Source organism: Georgenia soli, assembly GCF_002563695.1.
Lineage (GTDB): Bacteria > Actinomycetota > Actinomycetes > Actinomycetales > Actinomycetaceae > Georgenia > Georgenia soli.
In genome coordinates this window covers 2,756,783-2,774,674 of record NZ_PDJI01000004.1, presented here as the reverse complement: position 1 = coordinate 2,774,674, position 17,892 = coordinate 2,756,783, and the positions used below count along the sequence as shown (strand labels likewise).

At 74.6% G+C, this 17,892-nt stretch carries 14 protein-coding genes and 1 pseudogene; 4 read left to right on the top strand and 11 right to left on the bottom strand.

All coding sequences use genetic code 11. From position 1 onward, the window contains the following. Nucleotides 1-47 precede the first annotated feature (47 nt). The 9 genes from ATJ97_RS13840 to dacB form a co-directional block, all read right to left on the bottom strand. The gene (locus ATJ97_RS13840) at nt 48-530 is read right to left on the bottom strand and encodes a DUF3180 domain-containing protein (protein WP_170037469.1); all 483 of its coding nucleotides are present in this window, start codon (nt 528-530) and stop codon (nt 48-50) included. Next, a complete protein-coding gene (folK, locus tag ATJ97_RS13835) occupies nt 527-1,630 on the bottom strand; it encodes a 2-amino-4-hydroxy-6-hydroxymethyldihydropteridine diphosphokinase (protein WP_245862520.1) in 1,104 nt (367 codons plus the stop codon). The genes ATJ97_RS13840 and folK overlap by 4 nt, the downstream gene beginning before the upstream one ends. Further along, complete coding sequence (gene folP, locus ATJ97_RS13830; RefSeq protein ID WP_211287238.1) at nt 1,612-2,487, bottom strand: dihydropteroate synthase; 876 nt, start codon at nt 2,485-2,487, stop codon at nt 1,612-1,614. Before folP ends, folK begins: the two co-directional genes overlap by 19 nt. A 25-nt stretch (nt 2,488-2,512) precedes the next feature. Further along, the gene (folE, locus tag ATJ97_RS13825) at nt 2,513-3,124 is read right to left on the bottom strand and encodes a GTP cyclohydrolase I FolE (RefSeq protein WP_098485472.1); all 612 of its coding nucleotides are present in this window, start codon (nt 3,122-3,124) and stop codon (nt 2,513-2,515) included. An 80-nt stretch (nt 3,125-3,204) separates the two neighbouring features. Further along, nucleotides 3,205-5,268 (bottom strand): ATP-dependent zinc metalloprotease FtsH, encoded by a 2,064-nt coding sequence (gene ftsH, locus ATJ97_RS13820; RefSeq protein WP_098484245.1) that lies wholly within the window; start codon nt 5,266-5,268, stop codon nt 3,205-3,207. A gap of 120 nt (nt 5,269-5,388) precedes the next feature. After that, nucleotides 5,389-5,943, bottom strand: a complete 555-nt coding sequence (gene hpt / locus ATJ97_RS13815) for a hypoxanthine phosphoribosyltransferase (protein ID WP_098484244.1) — start codon at nt 5,941-5,943, stop codon at nt 5,389-5,391. A gap of 18 nt (nt 5,944-5,961) precedes the next feature. Beyond that, a complete protein-coding gene (gene tilS, locus ATJ97_RS13810; protein ID WP_098484243.1) occupies nt 5,962-7,080 on the bottom strand; it encodes a tRNA lysidine(34) synthetase TilS in 1,119 nt (372 codons plus the stop codon). Between the two features lie 3 nt (nt 7,081-7,083). Beyond that, the gene (locus ATJ97_RS13805) at nt 7,084-8,151 is read right to left on the bottom strand and encodes a zinc-dependent metalloprotease (RefSeq protein WP_098484242.1); all 1,068 of its coding nucleotides are present in this window, start codon (nt 8,149-8,151) and stop codon (nt 7,084-7,086) included. A gap of 17 nt (nt 8,152-8,168) precedes the next feature. Then, complete coding sequence (dacB, locus tag ATJ97_RS13800; protein WP_098484241.1) at nt 8,169-9,545, bottom strand: D-alanyl-D-alanine carboxypeptidase/D-alanyl-D-alanine endopeptidase; 1,377 nt, start codon at nt 9,543-9,545, stop codon at nt 8,169-8,171. A 155-nt stretch (nt 9,546-9,700) separates the two neighbouring features. On the opposite strand from dacB, the pseudogene ATJ97_RS13795 reads away from it, so the two are divergent. Beyond that, nucleotides 9,701-10,195, top strand: a pseudogene (locus ATJ97_RS13795) (inorganic diphosphatase); the annotation flags it as partial. 293 nt (nt 10,196-10,488) lie between these two features. Here the strand turns inward: ATJ97_RS13795 and ATJ97_RS13790 are convergent. Next, nucleotides 10,489-11,976, bottom strand: a complete 1,488-nt coding sequence (locus ATJ97_RS13790) for a C40 family peptidase (protein WP_098484240.1) — start codon at nt 11,974-11,976, stop codon at nt 10,489-10,491. Nucleotides 11,977-12,583: 607 nt separating this feature from the next. Between ATJ97_RS13790 and ATJ97_RS13785 the strand changes: the two genes are divergently transcribed. From ATJ97_RS13785 to ATJ97_RS13775, 3 genes are all read left to right on the top strand, one after another. Next, nucleotides 12,584-13,924 (top strand): bifunctional o-acetylhomoserine/o-acetylserine sulfhydrylase, encoded by a 1,341-nt coding sequence (locus ATJ97_RS13785; protein ID WP_098484239.1) that lies wholly within the window; start codon nt 12,584-12,586, stop codon nt 13,922-13,924. A 119-nt stretch (nt 13,925-14,043) separates the two neighbouring features. Further along, nucleotides 14,044-15,183 carry a homoserine O-acetyltransferase MetX gene (gene metX / locus ATJ97_RS13780; RefSeq protein ID WP_245862855.1) on the top strand — a complete coding sequence of 380 codons (1,140 nt, stop codon included), beginning with the start codon at nt 14,044-14,046 and terminating at the stop codon, nt 15,181-15,183. A 133-nt stretch (nt 15,184-15,316) separates the two neighbouring features. Continuing rightward, nucleotides 15,317-16,444, top strand: a complete 1,128-nt coding sequence (locus ATJ97_RS13775; RefSeq protein ID WP_098484237.1) for an alpha/beta hydrolase — start codon at nt 15,317-15,319, stop codon at nt 16,442-16,444. Between the two features lie 174 nt (nt 16,445-16,618). On the opposite strand, the gene ATJ97_RS13770 is transcribed toward ATJ97_RS13775, so the two are convergent. Beyond that, entirely contained in the window at nt 16,619-17,878 is a 1,260-nt protein-coding gene (locus tag ATJ97_RS13770; RefSeq protein WP_098484236.1) for a restriction system modified-DNA reader domain-containing protein, read from the bottom strand. Between the last annotated feature and the right edge of the window lie 14 nt (nt 17,879-17,892).

Below are 17,892 nucleotides of genomic sequence, written 5' to 3'. Positions count from 1 at the left end.
CAGGGTGGCAGAGTTCGCGGGCCGTTCCATCATCCTCGGGACGGAGCTCAGGCGGCGGAGGCGCCGTGGTTGACGCCGGAGGAGTCGTCCTCGTCGTCGGGCGGCACGCGGCACCACCACTCGACCAGCAGCGCGACGGCCACGAGCGCGAGACAGCTGAGCAGCGCCAGGCCGGCGGCGATCGCCTGCTCCCGAGGGAGCGGGGCGGAGAGGTTGTCGAGCGCGACGAGGACCTGCGCGGCGAAGTACCCGACGAGCACGGAGCCGACCAGGGAGCTCGCCTTGGCCAGCAGCACCACCCGCGCCGCGCCGAGGGGTGTCATCGAGGTGGCCTCCTGCCGCACGAGGCGCCGGACGCCCCGCCCGAGCCAGAGCAGGACGACGGCCAAGACCGCGGGCCCGGCGGCGGAGATCATCGGCACCGGCACCGGCAGGAACCCCCGTGCCTCGGCGCCCTCGAGCAGGAGGAAGCAGATCAGACCGCCGCCGAGGGCCAGGAGGACGAGGCTCTGCCAGGAGGTGCGGCTCACCGCTCTCCCTCCACGGCAGGCTCCGCCGCGGTCCGGGGGTCGGTGCGGAGCCAGTCCTCCCCCGCCCACGTCAGGGTGGCGCGGTCGCGCGCCCGGGCGGCGAGGTCGGCCACCGGGCCGCCGTGCGGGCCGGGCAGCACGGCGGTGGGCTCGGCACGGGCCCAGGGGGCCAGGACGAAGGCGCGCTCGTGCGCGCGCGGGTGCGGCAGGGTCAGCTCGGGGTCGTCGCTGACCAGGTCCCCGTAGGCGACGACGTCCACGTCCAGCGTCCGCGCGCCCCACCGCTCGGTGCGCCGGCGGTCGTGGTCGTCCTCGACCCGGTGCGCGAGGGCGAGGACCTCCGCCGGGGCCAGGGTGGTGGTGCCCAGCACGACGGCGTTGAGGTAGTCGGGCTGGGACGCCTGCCCGGGGGCCAGGACGGGGGCGGTCCGTGCCAGTGGCGAGACCGTGGTGAGGCTGACGCCGGCGGCATGGGCCAGCTCGGTGACCGCCTCGCGCAGCGTCCCGACGGCGTCGCCGAGGTTCGCGCCGAGCGCCAGGACCAGCGGCACGGGCCGGGCGGGACGACGCCGGAGCGGAGCTGAGTCGTCGGCGTCACCCGGTGCCGCGGCCTCGGCGATCTCTGCGACCGCCGCCTCTGCGGTCTCAGCGTCCCCCGCAGCGCCGGCCACCCGGCCGGCCGTGGCCGCCCGGCGGCGGACGGAGACCTGGACGTCGTCGAAGGGGACGGTCAGCGGTGCCTGCGGCTTGTGCACGGTGACGTCGACGGCACGCACGCCCGGCCGGGCGAGGGCCGCGTCCGCGATGCGTTCCGCGAGCGTCTCCACCAGGTCGACCGGCTCGCCCGCGAGGACGGCGACGACGTCCTCGCCGACGTCGGCGTAGCTCACGGTCAGGGCCAGGTCGTCGGCGCGGCCGGCGGCCCGGGTGTCGAGGTGGAGGACGACGTCGGCGGAGAACTCCTGCCCGTCGCGGCGCTCGTGCTCGAGCACCCCGTGGTGCCCGCGGGCCCGCACGCCAAGGAGGCGGATGCGGTCGAGCTCGCGTCCGTCGTCGTCGAGGACGGGGCCGCCGGCGCCCGTCACCGGTGCCCCTGCCACGCGGCCGCCACCCGCACCGCGTCCATGCTGGGGGCCACCTCGTGCACCCGCACCGCCCACGCCCCGGCCGCGGCGGAGAGCGCGCTGACGGCGGCGGTCGCCGCGTCGCGCGCGAGCGGCTCGTCGGCGAGGCGGGGCGGGACGACGCCGGAGAGGAACCGCTTGCGCGACGCCCCGACCAGCAGGGGCCGGCCGAGCTCGAGGAGCGCGTCGAGGTGCGCCAGGAGGGTCCAGTTGTGGGTCGCGTCCTTCGCGAAGCCGAGACCCGGGTCGAGGACGACCTGCTCCTCGCGGACGCCGGCGGCGAGCGCCTCGTCGAGGCGCTGGGAGAGCTCCGCGCGGACCTCGGCGACGACGTCGTCGTAGACGGCCAGGGAGTTCATGGTCTCGGGGGTGCCGCGCCAGTGCTGCAGGACGTAGACCGCGCCGGTGCGGGCCACGGTCGCGGTCATCTGCGGGTCGGCCAGGCCGCCGGAGACGTCGTTGACGATGAGCGCGCCCGCCTCGGTGACCGCCTCCGCGGTGGCGGCGTTGACGGTGTCGACGCTGACGACGGCGCCCTCCCGGGCGAGCGTCTCGACGACGGGAAGCACCCGGGCGAGCTCCTGCTCGGGGGTGACCGGGGCGGCGCCGGGACGGGTCGACTCACCACCGACGTCGACGATGTCGGCGCCCTGGGCGACGAGGTGGCGGGCGTGAGCGATCGCGACGTCGGTGTCGAACCACTGGCCGCCGTCGGAGAAGGAGTCCGGCGTGACGTTGACGACGCCCATCACCAGCGTCCGGCCGGGCTCGCGCAGCGCCTCGGGCAGGGGCTCCGGCCCCATGGCGGCACGCCGCACCACTCGCTCGCTCATTCCCCCAGGCTAGCCGTCGGCGCCCTCAGGCCCGGTTCACGAGCAGGCTCATCGCCTCGGCACGGGTGGCGGCACGGCGCATCTGACCGCGCACGGCGGAGGTGATCGTGCGGGAGCCGGGCTTGCGCACGCCGCGCATGGACATGCAGAGGTGCTCTGCCTCGACGACGACGATCACGCCCCGGGGCTCCAGCCGGTCGACGAGGGCGTCGGCCACCTGCGAGGTCAGCCGCTCCTGCACCTGCGGGCGGCGGGCGTAGCCCTCGACGAGGCGGGCGAGCTTGCTCAGCCCCGTCACGCGGCCGTTCTCCGCGGGGATGTAGCCGACGTGGGCGACGCCGTGGAACGGCAGCAGGTGGTGCTCGCACATCGAGTACAGCGGGATGTCGCGCACGAGGACCATCTCCTCGTGCCCGATGTCGAACACGGCGTCGAGGTGGTCGGCGGGGTCCTCGGCGAGACCGGCGAAGATCTCCGCGAAGGAGCGGGCCAGGCGGTCCGGGGTGCCGAGAAGCCCTTCCCGGTCGGGGTCCTCCCCGACCGCGGCGAGCAGGTCCCGGACGGCCCGGCGCACGCCGTCGGCGTCGTAGGGGCGGGGCGTGTGCCGGTAGCGGATCGGCGAGGAGTCGCTCGCCATGCCGTCGGCCTCCGGGGGCGAGCCCGCGATCCCGGCGTCCCAGGTCGCGGAGCCGGTCCCGGTGGGGTCCTGCGCCACCATCAGAGCCCCTCGGCGGGGCCGCCGACCGTTCCGCCGTCGGGGATCTGGCCGACGCCCGGGCCGTGCTCGCCGAGTCGGGTCTCGCCCGCCGCGGCCACCTGGTCCTCGGGCAGCATGTGCTCGCCCCGGGCACGCTCGGCCGCGGTCTGGACCGGGGGACGGTCGCTGACGTAGCGGTCCTCGGAGGAGAGCCACACCGGCCGCGCGGGGCGCTTGGTCACCGGGGCGAACACGCGGGCGAGCTCCGCCTCGTTGAGCGTCTCCTTCTCGAGGAGCTCCAGGACGAGGTGGTCGAGCACGTCGCGGTAGGTGTTGAGGATCTCCCACGCCTCGTCGTGGGCCGCCTCGATGAGCCTGCGGACCTCCTCGTCGACGATGCGTGCGACGTCCTCGGAGTAGTCGCGCTGGTGGCCGAGGTCGCGGCCCAGGAACGGCTCACCCTGGGTCTGGCCGAGCTTGATGGCGCCGACGCGCGAGCTCATGCCGTACTCGACGACCATCTTCCGGGCGATGGCGGTGGCCTTCTCGATGTCGTTCGAGGCGCCGGTGGTCGGGTCGTGGAAGACGATCTCCTCCGCCACGCGCCCGCCCATGGCGTAGGCGAGCTGGTCGAGCAGCTCGTTGCGCGAGGTGGAGTACTTGTCCTCCGTCGGCATGACCATCGTGTAGCCCAGGGCACGGCCGCGGGGCAGGATCGTCACCTTGGTCACCGGGTCGGTGTAGCGCAGCGCGGCCGCGGCGAGCGCGTGACCGCCCTCGTGGTACGCGGTGACCTTGAGCTCCTTCTCGTTCATCACGCGCGTGCGCTTCTGCGGGCCGGCGATGACGCGGTCGATCGCCTCGTCCAGGGCACGGTCGTCGATGAGCTGGGCGTTGGAGCGCGCGGTGAGAAGCGCCGCCTCGTTGAGGACGTTGGCCAGGTCGGCGCCGGTGAACCCGGGGGTGCGCTTGGCGACCATGTCCAGGTCCACCCCGGGCGCCATGGGCTTGCCCTGGGCGTGGACCTTGAGGATCGCGGACCGCCCGTGCAGGTCGGGCGCCTCGACGGCCACCTGGCGGTCGAAGCGGCCCGGGCGCAGCAGCGCGGGGTCGAGGACGTCCGGGCGGTTGGTGGCGGCGATGAGGATGACGTTGGTGTGGACGTCGAACCCGTCCATCTCGACGAGGAGCTGGTTGAGGGTCTGCTCGCGCTCGTCGTGGCCGCCGCCCATGCCGGTGCCGCGGTGGCGGCCGACGGCGTCGATCTCGTCGACGAAGATGATGGCCGGCGCGTTGGACTTGGCCTGCTCGAAGAGGTCGCGCACGCGGGAGGCGCCGACGCCGACGAACATCTCGACGAACTCGGAGCCGGAGATGGAGAAGAACGGCACGCCGGCCTCGCCGGCGACGGCGCGCGCGATGAGCGTCTTGCCGGTGCCGGGCGGTCCGTAGAGCAGCACGCCCTTGGGGATCTTGGCCCCGACGGCCTGGAACTTCTCCGGCTCGGCGAGGAACTCCTTGATCTCCTGGAGCTCCTCGACGGCCTCGTCCTCGCCGGCGACGTCGGCGAAGGTGACCTGGGGGTTCTCCTTGCTGACCATCTTGGCCTTGGACTTGCCGAACTTCATCATGCCGCCGGCGCCGCCCTGCGCCCTGGAGAGCAGCCACCAGAAGACGATGAAGATGATGATCATCGGCAGCATGAAGGTCAGCAGCGACGTCCAGATGGACGTCTGCGGGACCACGGAGTTGTACCCCTTGTCGGGGTTCGCCGCCTCGACGGCCTTCACGACCTGGTCACCCTGGGGCTGGACGTAGAAGAACTCCACGCTCTTGCCCTTGTCCACGGTGCCGCCCTCGCCGTGGTCGGCCTTGAAGGGCTCGGACAGCGTCAGGCGCACCCGCTGGGCGCCCTCCGTGATCTCGACCTGCTCGACGGTCTTCCCCTTGAGCAGCTCCAGACCCTGGGAGGTGTCGATCCGCTGGGTGCCGGACTGCCCCAGGAGGGACCACCCCAGGGAGATGAGCACGAGCATGATCAGGATCCAGACGAGTGGACCCCGCAGCAGATTCTTGGCGTTCATCGAGTGTGGGCTAGGCCCTCGTCCCTCCTGGTCGCGCGGATCCCACGACGGTATACGACAAACCTGACCGCGGGCTGAGCGGTGGCTCGATGTTCGCGCAGGGCAGTACGGCCCGGCCGCTCAGCCGCCGTAGACGTGCGGCGCGAGCGTCCCCACGAACGGCAGGTGCCGGTACCGCTCGGCGTAGTCCAGCCCGTACCCGACGACGAACTCGGGGGCGATGTCGAAGCCCACGTACCGCACGTCGACGTCGACCTTCGCGGCCTCCGGCTTGCGCAGCAGCGTGGCGATCTCCACCGACGCGGGGCCGCGGGAACGCAGGTTGGCGAGCAGCCAGGACAGCGTCAGGCCCGAGTCGATGATGTCCTCGACGATGAGGACGTCGCGCCCGTGCAGGTCCGTGTCCAGGTCCTTGAGGATGCGCACGACGCCGGAGGACTTGGTGCCCGAGCCGTAGGAGGAGACCGCCATCCAGTCCATCTGCACCGGCAGGTGGAGCTTGCGGGAGAGGTCCGCCATCACCATCACCGCGCCGCGGAGCACCCCGACGAGCAGGACCTCCCTGCCCGCGTAGTCGGCGTCGATCTCGGCGGCCATCTCGGTCAGCCGGGTGTCGATCTGCTCCTGCGTGAGCAGCACCTTCTCCAGGTCCTGCCCCATGTCCTGCGCGTCCACTCGGGTCTCCTCGCTGTGCTACGTCCGTGCCGGGCCGGCCGGGCTCCCCGGGTCCGGCGGCGCCAGAGTTAGCCTGCCACACCGGCGGCGCCCGAGAACCGGCCCGGGCAGCGGCACCGCGCCCTGGCCGTGGTAACGGGTCACGAGAGCGTCGAGGGCCTCCACGTGGACGGCCGCCAGGGCCCCCGGGGTGGCGCCGGCGCGCAGCGCTGCGGCGTGGAGGGCCCGGGTGCGCAGCGCCGGGTGGGCGTCGGCGAGGACGGCGACGTCGAGCGTGACGCCGCTGTCGTCGGTGGGGTGCGGCGCGTCGTCGTCAGGGCCCGCGGCGCCTCCCGCCCCCTCGCCGGCGGCCGCGACGGCCCGGTCCAGAAGGTCCTGCGCGAGGGCGTCGAGGAGGTCGGTGTCCCGGGCGAGGTGGGCGGCGGTGCGGCCGAGCGCCTCGACGACGCCCGGCCCGAGCGCCTCGGTCAGCGCGGGCAGCGCCCTTTCGCGCACGGCCGCGCGCCGCAGCGGGCTGCCGTCCGCGGCGCGCCACGGCCCGGAGGCGGCGTTGGTGGGGTCGCGGATGAAGTCCAACCCGACGGCCCGGCACACCTGCTCGGTCTGGGTCCGGCGCAGGCCCAGGAACGGCCGGTGCCACAGGCCGCGGACGGGCGGCATCCCGGCCAGCGACCGGGCGCCGGACCCCCGGGCGAGCCCGAGGAGCACGGTCTCGGCCTGGTCGTCCAGGGTGTGCCCGAGGAGGACGGCGGCCGCGCCGGCCTGCGCGGCCGCGTCGGCGAGCGCCGCGTACCGGGCGGTGCGGGCCGCCGCCTCGGGCCCGCCGGCGCCGGTCCCGCGAGCTCCGCCGTCGACGTCGACCTCGCGGACGACGACCGGGTCCAGGCCGAGGTCCCGGCACTGCGCCGCCGCGACGCGCGCGACCTCGACGGAGCCGTCCTGGAGGCGGTGGTCGACGACGACGGCGCCGGCCTGCCAGCCGGCCCGCGGCGCCACGAACGCCGTGGCGGCGGCAAGCGCGAGGGAGTCGGCGCCGCCGGAGCAGGCGACGAGCACGCGCGCGCCGGGCGGCAGGTCGGCGAGCGTCTCGCGGACGGCCCGGCGGGCGGCGGCGACGTCGGGATGCGGTCCGGCCACGGCTCAGCCGTGGACGCGCCGCACCCAGGCCACCGGGTCGGCGACCTCGGCCGCCGTGGGCAGCAGCTCGGGCGCCGTCCACACCGCGTTGAGCCCGTCGTGGCCCACCTTCTCGACGACGGCGCGCACGAACCGGGCGCCGTTGCGGTACTGCGCGACCTTGGCGTCCATGCCGAGCAGCCGCCGCAGCATGATGTCGAGCGTGGAGGTGCCGTCGCGGCGCTTCTCGAACGCGGCGCGGATGCGGCGCACCGACGGCAGGCGGGCCGGCCCGACGGCGTCCATGACGACGTCGGCGTGCCCTTCCAGCAGGCTCATCACGGCGACGATCTCCCCCATCGCCGCGCGCTCCTCGGGGTCGAGGAAGGCGTCGACGAGCGGGCCGCCGAGCTCCGGGACGGGGTTGTCCGCCACCCCGCCGCCGATGCCGGAGGTCAGGGCCTCCACGACGGCGCGGACGGCGCGGACGAGCCGCTCGGAGCCGTCGGTCGGGGTCGCGGTGACGCCGCCGACGAGGTCACGCATCTTCCCGGACAGGTGGTCGACGAGCCACGGCGCCGCGGCGAACTGCACGGCGTGCGTCTGCTCGTGCAGGCACACCCACAGGCGGAAGTCCATCGCGTCGAGGTTCAGCTCGCGCTCCACCTTGAGCACGTTGGGGGCGACGAGGAGGAGCCGGCCGGGGCCGCCGTCGGCGGGGGTGAAGGGGTCGAACTGGCCGAGGACCTTCGGGGAGAGGAGGGCGAGCATGACGCCCATCTCCTCCCCGGCGACCCGGGCCGAGCCCGGCACCTTCGGCGTGGGCAGGAGGCCGTCGGTGAGGTGGGCGAACATCTCCACGTTCGCCTGGGCCCACCGCGGGCGGTCGACGACGAAAACCGGGGTGGCCGCGACCTGGGCCGCGGCGCGGCGCAGCCCGGTGATCTCGCCGACGTGGCCGGGGGCCTCGGCGGCCGCGGCGCGCAGCACCTTGATGAGGGCGCGCAGCTCCGCCGGCGTGCCGCGCGGACCCGGGCGCGACAGGCTCCCGGCGCGGCGCACGGCCACCTGCCAGTCGACGGCGCTGCTCATGGGGCCACGGTAACCGGTCAGCCGCACCCGCACGCCGCGAGGGAGGAGACCCAGGCGTCGAGGGCGATACGGGCCTGCTTGCCCGTGCCGACCTCCAGGTCGGAGGCGAGCAGGGAGAACAGCAGCGGGCGGCCGTCAGCGGTGACCACGCTGCCGGTCAGGGAGACAGCCCGCACGAGCGTGCCGGTCTTGGCGCGGACGTGACCGGCCGCGTCACCGGTGAGCCGGTCGGCGAGCGTGCCGTCCAGCCCGCCCACGGGCAGGCCGGAGACGAGCCCGTGCAGGGAGGGGTGCGAGTCCTCGGACGCCAGGCGCAGCACGTCCAGCAGCGCCGACGGCGGCACCGACGTGGCGGTGCTCAGTCCCGAGGAGTCGGCCATGGTCACCCCGGTGACGTCGACGCCGAGGTCGCTCAGCTGCCCGCGCACCGCCGAGGTGCCGCCGGGGAAGTCGGGCTCCTGGCCGCGTTCGACGGCCACGAGCCGGGCGAGCGCCTCGGCGACGGAGTTGTCGGAGGCCTTGAGCATGTGGCGGACGACGGCGCTGAGCGGGGCGGACCCGACCTCGGCGAGGGGCGTGGCGTCCGCGCCGGCGGCACGGCGGCCGACGTCACCGACGACCTCGACGCCGTTCGCGGCCAGCGCTGCGGCGAACGCCCGGCCGGCGTCCGCCGCGGGATCCGCGGCGTAGGCCCCGCCGTCCCGGCCCGCCTCGATCGCCAGCGGCTGGATCGGCATGACGAAGCGGCGATCGATGTCGTCCCAGTCGGCGTGGTGCGCCGGGCCGGTGAAGAGGGTGTCGTCGACGTCGACCCGGACGCTGGTGACGCCCTGGTCCTTCAGCGTCTGCGCCGCCGCCGCCGCGAGGTCGCCGAGCCCGGCGTGGCCGACGACCGCCGACGGGTCCCCCTCCCCCGCGGCCAGCAGGATGTCGCCCCCGCCGACGAGCACCACCCGGTCCTGGCCGGCGAGCACCGCCCTGGTCGGCAGGGTGCGGGCGGGCCCGAGGGCGTCCAGCGCCGCGGCGGCGGTGAGCACCTTGAGGGAGGACGCGGGCGTGCGGGGGGTGTCGCCGTCGTGGTCGAGGAGCACCTCGCCGGTGATGGCGTCGGCGACGACGAGACCGAAGGTGCCGGTGCGCCGGTCGTCCTCCTCCAACGCCGTCGTCAGCTGCTCGAGCGCCGCGGCGCTGGGCACGGGCGCGTCCTCGTCGGGGCCGGGCACGGTGGGGGCGACCAGGTCGCCGCCGGGCAGCTCGACGTCGGGGAAGGGCTGCGCCTCGGCCGGGACCGGGTCAGTGGTCAGCACCCCGGGCACCAGGTCGGCGGCGTCGGCGGTGCCGTAGCCGGCCAGGCCGACCGCGAGCACAGCCACGATCGTGGTGGTGCGGCGCATCAGTCCCACTGCTCCCCCGGCTCGTCCGTCGGCGGGCCGCGTGCGCGACCACACCACTCGGTACGCCACACTAGTGGCCAGGAGCGGCCGGGCAGGTAAGCGCCGGACGCGTGAGCGATGCATCGGCGCCGCATGCCGGCGCGGGGAGGGAAGCCGTGGAGTTCGACGTCACGATCGAGATCCCGAAGGGGAACCGCAACAAGTACGAGGTGGACCACGAGACGGGCCGCATCCGGCTCGACCGGATGCTCTTCACCTCCACGCGCTACCCCGACGACTACGGCTTCATCGAGGAGACCCTCGGCGAGGACGGCGACCCGCTGGACGCGCTCGTCCTCCTGGAGGAGCCCACGTTCCCCGGCTGTCTGATCCGCTGCCGCGCGCTGGGCATGTTCCGCATGCGCGACGAGGCCGGCGGTGACGACAAGGTGCTGTGCGTGCCGGTCGGGGACCAGCGCGCCTCCTGGCGCACCGAGATCGACGACGTCTCCGAGTTCCACCGCCTGGAGATCCAGCACTTCTTCGAGGTCTACAAGGACCTCGAGCCGGGCAAGTCCGTCGAGGGCGCGCACTGGGTGGGCCGTGAGGAGGCGGAGGAGGAGATCCGCCGCTCCTACCAGCGTGCCAAGGACGCCGGGTACTACGACAACCACGGCGGCAACCACGGCGCGACCCGCCCCGACGAGGCGATCTCGGCCGACGGCGACCGCGGCCACGCCGACCCCACCGGCCCGGGCGACGCCGGCACCGCCGTCTGAGCCGGGCACCGTCCGCCCATTACGAGAACGCCCTAACTGCTCGTCCGAACACGGACTCGAGCAGTTAGGGCGTTCTCGACGTACAGGGACGACGTGCAGGGCCACTGAGCGCGGCGGCCGACGTCGAACGACGGTCGCCCGCCTCGAGAGGCTGTCGAACGACGGTCGCCCGCTTCAGGCTCGGGTCAGACCCGACCGCCGTACGGCATGATGTTGACGTGCCACATCGGCACCTCTTCCACCGTCTTGCCGGGGGTCGGCGCGTGCAGCCGCATGCCGTTGCCGGTGTAGATGGCCACGTGGTAGATCCCTGAGCGCTGGCCGTTGTTGCTCCAGAACACCAGGTCGCCCGGCTGCAGCTGGCTCAGGGGCACGCGTGCGGTGGCGTCCCACTGGGAGCGGGTGTTGCGCGGGAGTGAGACACCGGCCTGCTGGAACGCGCGCATGGTCAGGCCGGAGCAGTCGTAGCCGTTCGGGCCCGTGGCGCCCCACACGTAGGGCGTGCCGATCTGCGTGCGCGCCCAGGCGATCGCCGTCTGCGCCGCAGAGGTCTTCGGAGCGGGGGCGGGTGCAGGAGCCGGAGCCGGCTTCGGGGCCGGCTTGGGGCTCGGAGCCGGAGCGGGCGCCGGTGCGGGAGCCGGGGCCGGCGCGGGAGCGGGAGCGGGGGCGGGCGCCGGGGCAGGTGCGGGAGCGGGCGCCGGGGCCGGCGACGGCGCAGGTGCCGGACGGGCAGGCGTGGCCGGGCTCGGGCTCGCAGGGGCAGCGGGCGCGGCGGGCTGTGCAGGCTGGGCGGGCGCGGCCGGGGCCGCGGGCGTCGCGGGAGTCGCAGGCGTCGCAGGCGTCGCGGGAGTCGCAGGGGCGGACGTCGGCGCCGCCGGCGCAGCAGCCGCGAGCGCCTCGTTGCGGGCGACGTTCTCCTCACGGCGACGACGCTCGGCGTCGAGGGAGGCCTGCCGCTCCCGCTCGAGCTCCACGGTGGTGCTGCGCTGCTCCGCGAGCTGGCCGATGAGCTGCTCGCGGCGCTCGTTCGACAGCCTCACCTGCGTCTGCGCGGCGGCGAAGCTCGACTCCGCCTCCTCCGCGGCCGCGGCGAGCGCGGCGGTGGCCTCCTGCTGCGCGGCGACCGAGTCGTCGGCGCGGCGCTGGAGAGTGGAGTGGACCTGGCGGAGCGCGTCGAAGCGCTGCACCTGGCTGTCGGCGCGGTTGCCCAGCCGGTCGAGCGTGTTGGTGCGCGCCATGGCGTCCGTGAAGCTCTCGGCCGAGAGGTACGGCGTGATCCCCGACAGGCTGCCCGCTCCGTCGCGGTAGAGGGCTGCACCGATCTGCCCGAGCTCCGTACGCGCGGCCTCCAGCTCCTCGGCCGCGGCGTCCGCCTCGGCCTGCGCCTTCTCGGCCGTCGCGACGGCGGCCTCGAGCTCCACCTGGGACTCCAGGTAGTCCTCGTTCGCGAGCTGCGCCCGCACCTGCGCCTCCTCCGCCTGGGCGGAGACCCGGGCGAGCTCGATCTCGAGCTCGGCGATCTGGCCGGAGGTGGACCGCTCCGCGGACCGGGACGCCTCGACGTCGTCCTCGCTCGGTGCGGCGTTCGCTGCGGTCGCGAGCAGCGTGCTGCCGAGTGCGAGCGCTGCGAACGCGGCCGTCGCGCGCGCAGAGCGCCTGAGGGTGGTCGCCACGGTACCTCCGAGTACTTCCTTCAGATCCCGCTCCGTCGCACACCGCGGCGTGTCGGGTTGACGCCAGGGGGAAGGCGCCGGAGGTGACGCTATCGGACGATCGCCGAATTGTGAACAGGAACAACTCTGTTCACATCAGTCACACATGCAACATCGGTGGCGAACTTCGCGGGTACGGGACGTTCGTCCCGCCCTCGCCGCCGCCCTCGAGACGAGCCCGAGGTCCCGCGCTCCCTGACCAGGACAGGAGCACCGACCACTCCCCGTGCTCGGGAGCCGGACCCACGGGCACTCTGCTGGACAGACCTCCGCCGCTCCGGAGAGATCGGGGCACTCTCCCCGCGTCCCACCATGCAAGACACCACTCGTCCAGCGCCGGGACGCTGCCTAGAGTCGGTCGCATGTTCCTCCGCCGAATGTGCCGCTGACGCGCACGTTCGGCATGCCCTCGTACCGGTCTGACCCGGTCGGACGCCCCTGACAAGGTGGCGGAGGGCCCCACACCCCGACGTGCACGTCACTGCCAGCCCCACCGCGGGCTGACGGGACAGGCGGCACGCTCCGCGGCTCGTTGGCCCGCTCCTACCCCCACCACCAGGAGCAGACAATGAGCAACGAGACCGCCGGGACCGCCTGGTCCTTCGAGACCCTCCAGGTCCACGCCGGCCAGACGCCCGACGCCGCCACCGGCGCCCGCGCGCTGCCGATCTACCAGACGACGTCGTTCGTGTTCGAGGACGCCGCCCAGGCCGCCGGCCGCTTCTCCCTCGCCGAGGCCGGGCCGATCTACACCCGCATCACCAACCCGACGCAGGAGACGGTCGAGAACCGCATCGCGGCTCTGGAGGGCGGCGTCGGCGGTCTGCTGGTCGCCTCCGGCCAGGCCGCGACGACGCTGACGATCCTCAACATCGCCGAGGTCGGGGACAACATCGTCGCCAGCCCCAACCTGTACGGCGGCACCGTCAACCTGCTCGTGCACACGCTGAGCAAGTACGGCGTCACCACGAAGTTCGTCGAGGACCCGGACGACCCGGAGTCGTGGCGCGCGGCCGCCGACGAGCGCACCAAGCTGTTCTTCGGCGAGACGATCGCCAACCCGAAGAGCGCGATCCTGGACATCGAGGCCGTCGCCGCCGTCGCCCACGAGGTCGGCGTGCCGCTGGCGGTGGACAACACCATCGCCACCCCGTACCTCATCCAGCCTCTCAAGCACGGCGCCGACATCGTCATCCACTCGGCGACGAAGTACCTCGGCGGCCACGGCACCTCCATCGCGGGCGCCATCGTCGACGGCGGCACCTTCGACTGGTCCGCCAGCCCCGAGCGCTTCCCGAACTACAACACCCCGGACCCGAGCTACAACGGCCTGGTCTACAAGGACCTCGGCGCCCAGGCCTTCATCCTCAAGGCCCGCGTCCAGCTGCTGCGCGACATGGGTCCCGCGGTCTCCCCGCTCAACGCCTTTCTCATCGGCCAGGGCATCGAGACCCTCTCCCTGCGCGTCGAGCGCCACGTCGCGAACGCCCGGAAGGTCGCCGAGTTCCTCGAGGGGAACGACCAGGTGAGCCGCGTCGCCTACGCCGGGCTGCCCTCCTCCCCCTGGTACGAGCGGGCGCAGCGGTACGCCCCCAGGGGCGCGGGCGCCGTCCTCGCCTTCGAGCTGACCGGCGGCTACGCGGCCGGCCTGGCGTTCGTCGACGCCCTCAAGCTGCACTCGAACGTCGCCAACATCGGCGACGTCCGGTCGCTGGTGATCCACCCGGCCTCGACGACGCACTCGCAGCTGAACCCGGAGGAGCTCGAGGCGGCCGGCGTGAGCGCCGGGCTGGTCCGTCTCGCCGTCGGCATCGAGAACATCGAGGACATCCTCGCCGACCTGCGGCTCGGGCTGGAGGCGGCCGCCTCCTTCACCGGCACCCCGGCCACCACCGAGGCCGGCGCGTGAGCACCGGCAGCCGGCCGCCCCGCCCGGGCGCGCCGTCGGCAGGGACGTCGTTCTCCGCCGACGGCGCCCCGGCGCGCCACGACTCCCGGCGCGCGCGCCGCACCGTCGACCCGGCGACCCTGCCGGCCACCGGTGCCTGGCGCGAGGGCGACGACCCGGCCGGGCGCCGGTTCGCCGACCTCGGGGCGCTGCCGCTGGAGGCGGGCGGCCGGCTGCCGCACGTCCGGCTCGCCTACGAGACGTGGGGTGAGCTCAACGAGGCCGGCGACAACGCCGTCCTCGTCCTGCACGCGCTCACCGGCAACTCCCACGTCACCGGGCACGGCCCCGACGACGCCGACCCCGGCTGGTGGCACCAGGTGGTCGGGCCGGGCCGGGCCATCGACACCGACCGCTACTTCGTCGTCGCCCCGAACGTCCTCGGCGGGTGCCAGGGGTCCACGGGGCCCTCCTCACCCGCCCCCGACGGCACCCCGTGGGGGTCGCGCTTCCCGGTCCTGACGGTGCGCGACCAGGTGGCCGCCGAGCTCGAGCTGAGCGACCTGCTCGGCATCGAGCGCTGGGCGCTGGTGGTCGGCGCCTCCATGGGCGGCCACCGCGTGCTCGAGTGGGCGGTGACCGCGCCCGAGCGGGTCGGCGCCATCGCCGTCGTCGCCTCGTGCGCGCAGACGAGCGCCGAGCAGATCGCGTGGTCCCACGCGCAGCTGGCCGCCATCGAGCTCGACCCCAACTGGCGCGGCGGCGACTACTACGACGCCGCACCCGGCCACGGCCCGCACGCCGGCCTGGGCCTGGCCCGGCAGATCGCCCACACGACCTACCGCACCCCCGTGGAGCTGGACCAGCGGTTCGGCCGGATCCCCCAGGGCGGCGAGGAGCCGCTCTCCGGCGGCCGGTTCGCCGTGCAGTCCTACCTCGACCACCACGCCACCAAGCTGGCCGAGCGCTTCGACGCCAACAGCTACCTCACGCTGACCCGGGCGATGACGACCCACGACGTCGGCCGGGACCGCGGCGGCGTGGAGGCCGCCCTGGCCCAGGTGACCGCCGAGACGCTGGTGGTCGCCGTCGACTCGGACCGCCTCTTCTTCCCCGCCGAGTCCGAGCGCATCGCGGCCGCCGTGCCGACGGCCGGCCCGGTGGCGTACGTCCGCTCGCCGTTCGGGCACGACGGGTTCCTCATCGAGCACGACCAGGTGGCGGCCCTGCTCGGCCGGTTCCTCCGCGCCGTCGCACCCGTGGCGCGCACGGCGCGCTGACGGCTTCACGCACCCCGCGGCCGGCGCGGGGAGGGCGTCACATGCCCGCGTGGGCCCGTCCGCTGGCGAATCATCCCCGGGGGACGTGCCCCGGCACCTGCGGCGCCGTCCCGGCGGACGGCATGATGGGGCCATGGCCCGCAGGAACAGCAAGGTGGAGGAGACGTCCCCCGACCGGACGGACGGCGGCGCGGTGCTGCCCGAGGAGATCGTCGAGCTGCCGGCACCGCCGCCGGCCGACCGTTGGACGCCGGACGTGCTCGGTGCGGGGTTCCAGGCCAGGACGCTTCCCCTGCACGACGACGACGAGGGCGAGGTGGCCGCGACCCTGGTCCGCCACGTCCCGGCCGACGACCCGGACGCCCTGCCGGGCACGCCGTCGTCACCCACGTTCGCCGTGCTGTACCTGCACGGGTGGAACGACTACTTCTACCAGCGCGAGCTGGCACGGCGCTGGTCCGCCGACGGGGGCGCCTTCTACGCCCTGGACCTGCGCAAGTACGGCCGGTCCCTGCGGGCGCACCAGACCCGCGGCTTCATGGAGTCGCTGACCGTCTACGACGAGGACATCCACGCCGCGCTGAAGGTGGTGCGCGCGGAGCTCGGGGTCGGCACCGACCTCGTCCTCATGGGGCACTCCACCGGCGGCCTGACCGCGGCGCTGTGGGCGCACCGCCACCCCGGGGCTCTGCGGGCGCTGGTGCTCAACTCGCCGTGGCTGGAGCTGCAGGGGTCGGCGATCCTGCGGGGGGTGGCGCAGCCCATCGTGGGGAGCCTGGCGAAGCTGCAGCCGCGGGCCGTCCTGCCGACGTCGGACCTGGGCTTCTACCAGCGCACCCTCACCGGCTGGACCGACGACGACGGCCCGCTTCCCGACGGCGGCACGGACGATCCCTTCTACGCCGGCTGGGCACCCGACCCGCGGTGGAGAGTCGTCGGAGCACCCATCCGAGCCGGCTGGCTGGCGGCGGTGCTCGCCGGGCACCAGCAGGTGGCCGCCGGCCTGGAGATCTCCTGCCCGGTTCTCGTGCTGACGTCGGGGCGCACCCTCATCGCCCCGCGCTGGTCGCCGCAGATGCGGGAGACGGACACGGTGCTCGACGTCGAGCAGATCCGACGTCGGGCGCTCCAGCTCGGGCCGTTGGTGACGGTCGCGCGGTTCGAGGGGGCGATCCACGACGTGACGCTCTCCGCGCGGGACGTCCGCGGGCGCGTCTACGCCGAGCTGCGGCGCTGGTCGCGGGCGTACGTGCACCGCTGAGGGACGCCGCTGCGTCCCCGCGCGGGGAGCTGACTCCTCCCTGGCGCCGAGTACGCTGCCGTGTCCCGAGCGCCGAGGTGGGGCTCCTGCGGCGGCAGCGCCGAGTGGGCTCCGGCGCTCAGCAGCGCCGAGTGCGGGCTCCGGCGCTCAGCAGCGCCGAGTGGGCTCCTGCGCTCAGCGCAGGCCGGCGCGGCTGAGCCGGTCGGCGGAGCGGTGCGCCCGGGGACCGCGCACGCGGGCGGCCGCCAGCTCGGACCGGGCGTCGGCCAGCGACGGGCCGCTCTCCCCGAAGCGCCAGACCCGCCAGCCGTCGACGTCGTCGCGCCCGGAGACCGCGCGAGCGGCGAGGTGGGGGTCCGCGAAGGCGTCGCCGTCGGGCAGCCGGATCTCGCCGTCGGTGGTCAGGACGGCGTCGTGCCGGATACCGCGGCGCAGCTGGGCCCACACGAGCGGCGTCTCGTCGTCCAGGCTGGCGGCGATGTCCCGGAGGTCGATGCCTCCGGGTGCGCTGTCCGGCGTCGTGGGCGACTCCGGTGAGGGGGCACTCGTCGGCGAGACCGGTGTTGCGGGAGCGACCGGGGCCGCCGGAGAGACCGCGGTCGCAGGAGAGACCGGCGAGGGCGCGCTCGTCGACGAGGCGGGCGTCGCCGGAGAGACCGGCGTCGTGGGCGAGACGGGCGTCGTGGCCGAGTCCGGCGTCGTGGGCGAGACGGGCGTCGTGGCCGAGTCCGGCGTCGTGGCCGAGTCCGGCGTCGCGGGCGAGAGGGGCGTCGCGGCGGCAGGAGCAGCGGCTCCGGTCGACGCCTCCGCGGTCAGCTCGTTGTGCCGGACCCCGGCCGCGAGCACGTGACCGACGTCCACCTGATCGGGTCGCAGCTCGTTGACCTCGAGGAACCGTCGTCCGTTGGACATCTGGCGCAGCGCCAGCTCGTGGACGACGACGCCCGACTCGGCCAGGACCTGCAGGGCCGGCCGCACCTCGTCGAGCACGGCACCGGCGACGATCACGAGTCGCGGGCCCGCCGTCGGCTTGGGCGGCAGCAGCTCACGGAACGCGTTCCAGTCCCGACGGAACGCGGCCACGCCGCGCGGGTACAGGTCGGCGAGCTGGGACCAGCCGAGGCCCGCGTTGCGGGCGGAGCGGGAGAGCGCGTCGACCAGGGCGGCCGAGTCCAGCTCCTCGACGACCTCGACGGTCACCACCTGCCCGGTGGCGTCGAGCGCGGTCAGCCGGGGGGCCGGCGCACCGGCGGGGCGGTACGTGCCCGGGCGCCGGCCGTCGCCGTGCCAGCTGATCGGGAACAGGGGTCGCTGCACGACCTCGAGCACCTGGTCGCGCACGGCTTCCAGGATGTCGGGCTCGATGTCGTCCGGGACGGGGTGACCGAACTGGGCAGGCACGAGGCGCCCGTCGTCGAACTCGAAGAACGGCATATACGACGTCGACC

Excerpts from the sequence above, each read along its gene's own strand:
- ATJ97_RS13775 (WP_098484237.1), top strand. The coding sequence starts at position 15,317 with ATGGCCCGCAGGAACAGCAAGGTGGAGGAGACGTCCCCCGACCGGACG.
- ATJ97_RS13770 (WP_098484236.1), bottom strand. The coding sequence starts at position 17,878 with ATGCCGTTCTTCGAGTTCGACGACGGGCGCCTCGTGCCTGCCCAGTTC.
- ATJ97_RS13805 (WP_098484242.1), bottom strand. The coding sequence starts at position 8,151 with ATGAGCAGCGCCGTCGACTGGCAGGTGGCCGTGCGCCGCGCCGGGAGC.
- dacB (WP_098484241.1), bottom strand. The coding sequence starts at position 9,545 with ATGCGCCGCACCACCACGATCGTGGCTGTGCTCGCGGTCGGCCTGGCC.
- folP (WP_211287238.1), bottom strand. The coding sequence starts at position 2,487 with ATGAGCGAGCGAGTGGTGCGGCGTGCCGCCATGGGGCCGGAGCCCCTG.
- ATJ97_RS13785 (WP_098484239.1), top strand. The coding sequence starts at position 12,584 with ATGAGCAACGAGACCGCCGGGACCGCCTGGTCCTTCGAGACCCTCCAG.
- folE (WP_098485472.1), bottom strand. The coding sequence starts at position 3,124 with ATGGCGAGCGACTCCTCGCCGATCCGCTACCGGCACACGCCCCGCCCC.
- ftsH (WP_098484245.1), bottom strand. The coding sequence starts at position 5,268 with ATGAACGCCAAGAATCTGCTGCGGGGTCCACTCGTCTGGATCCTGATC.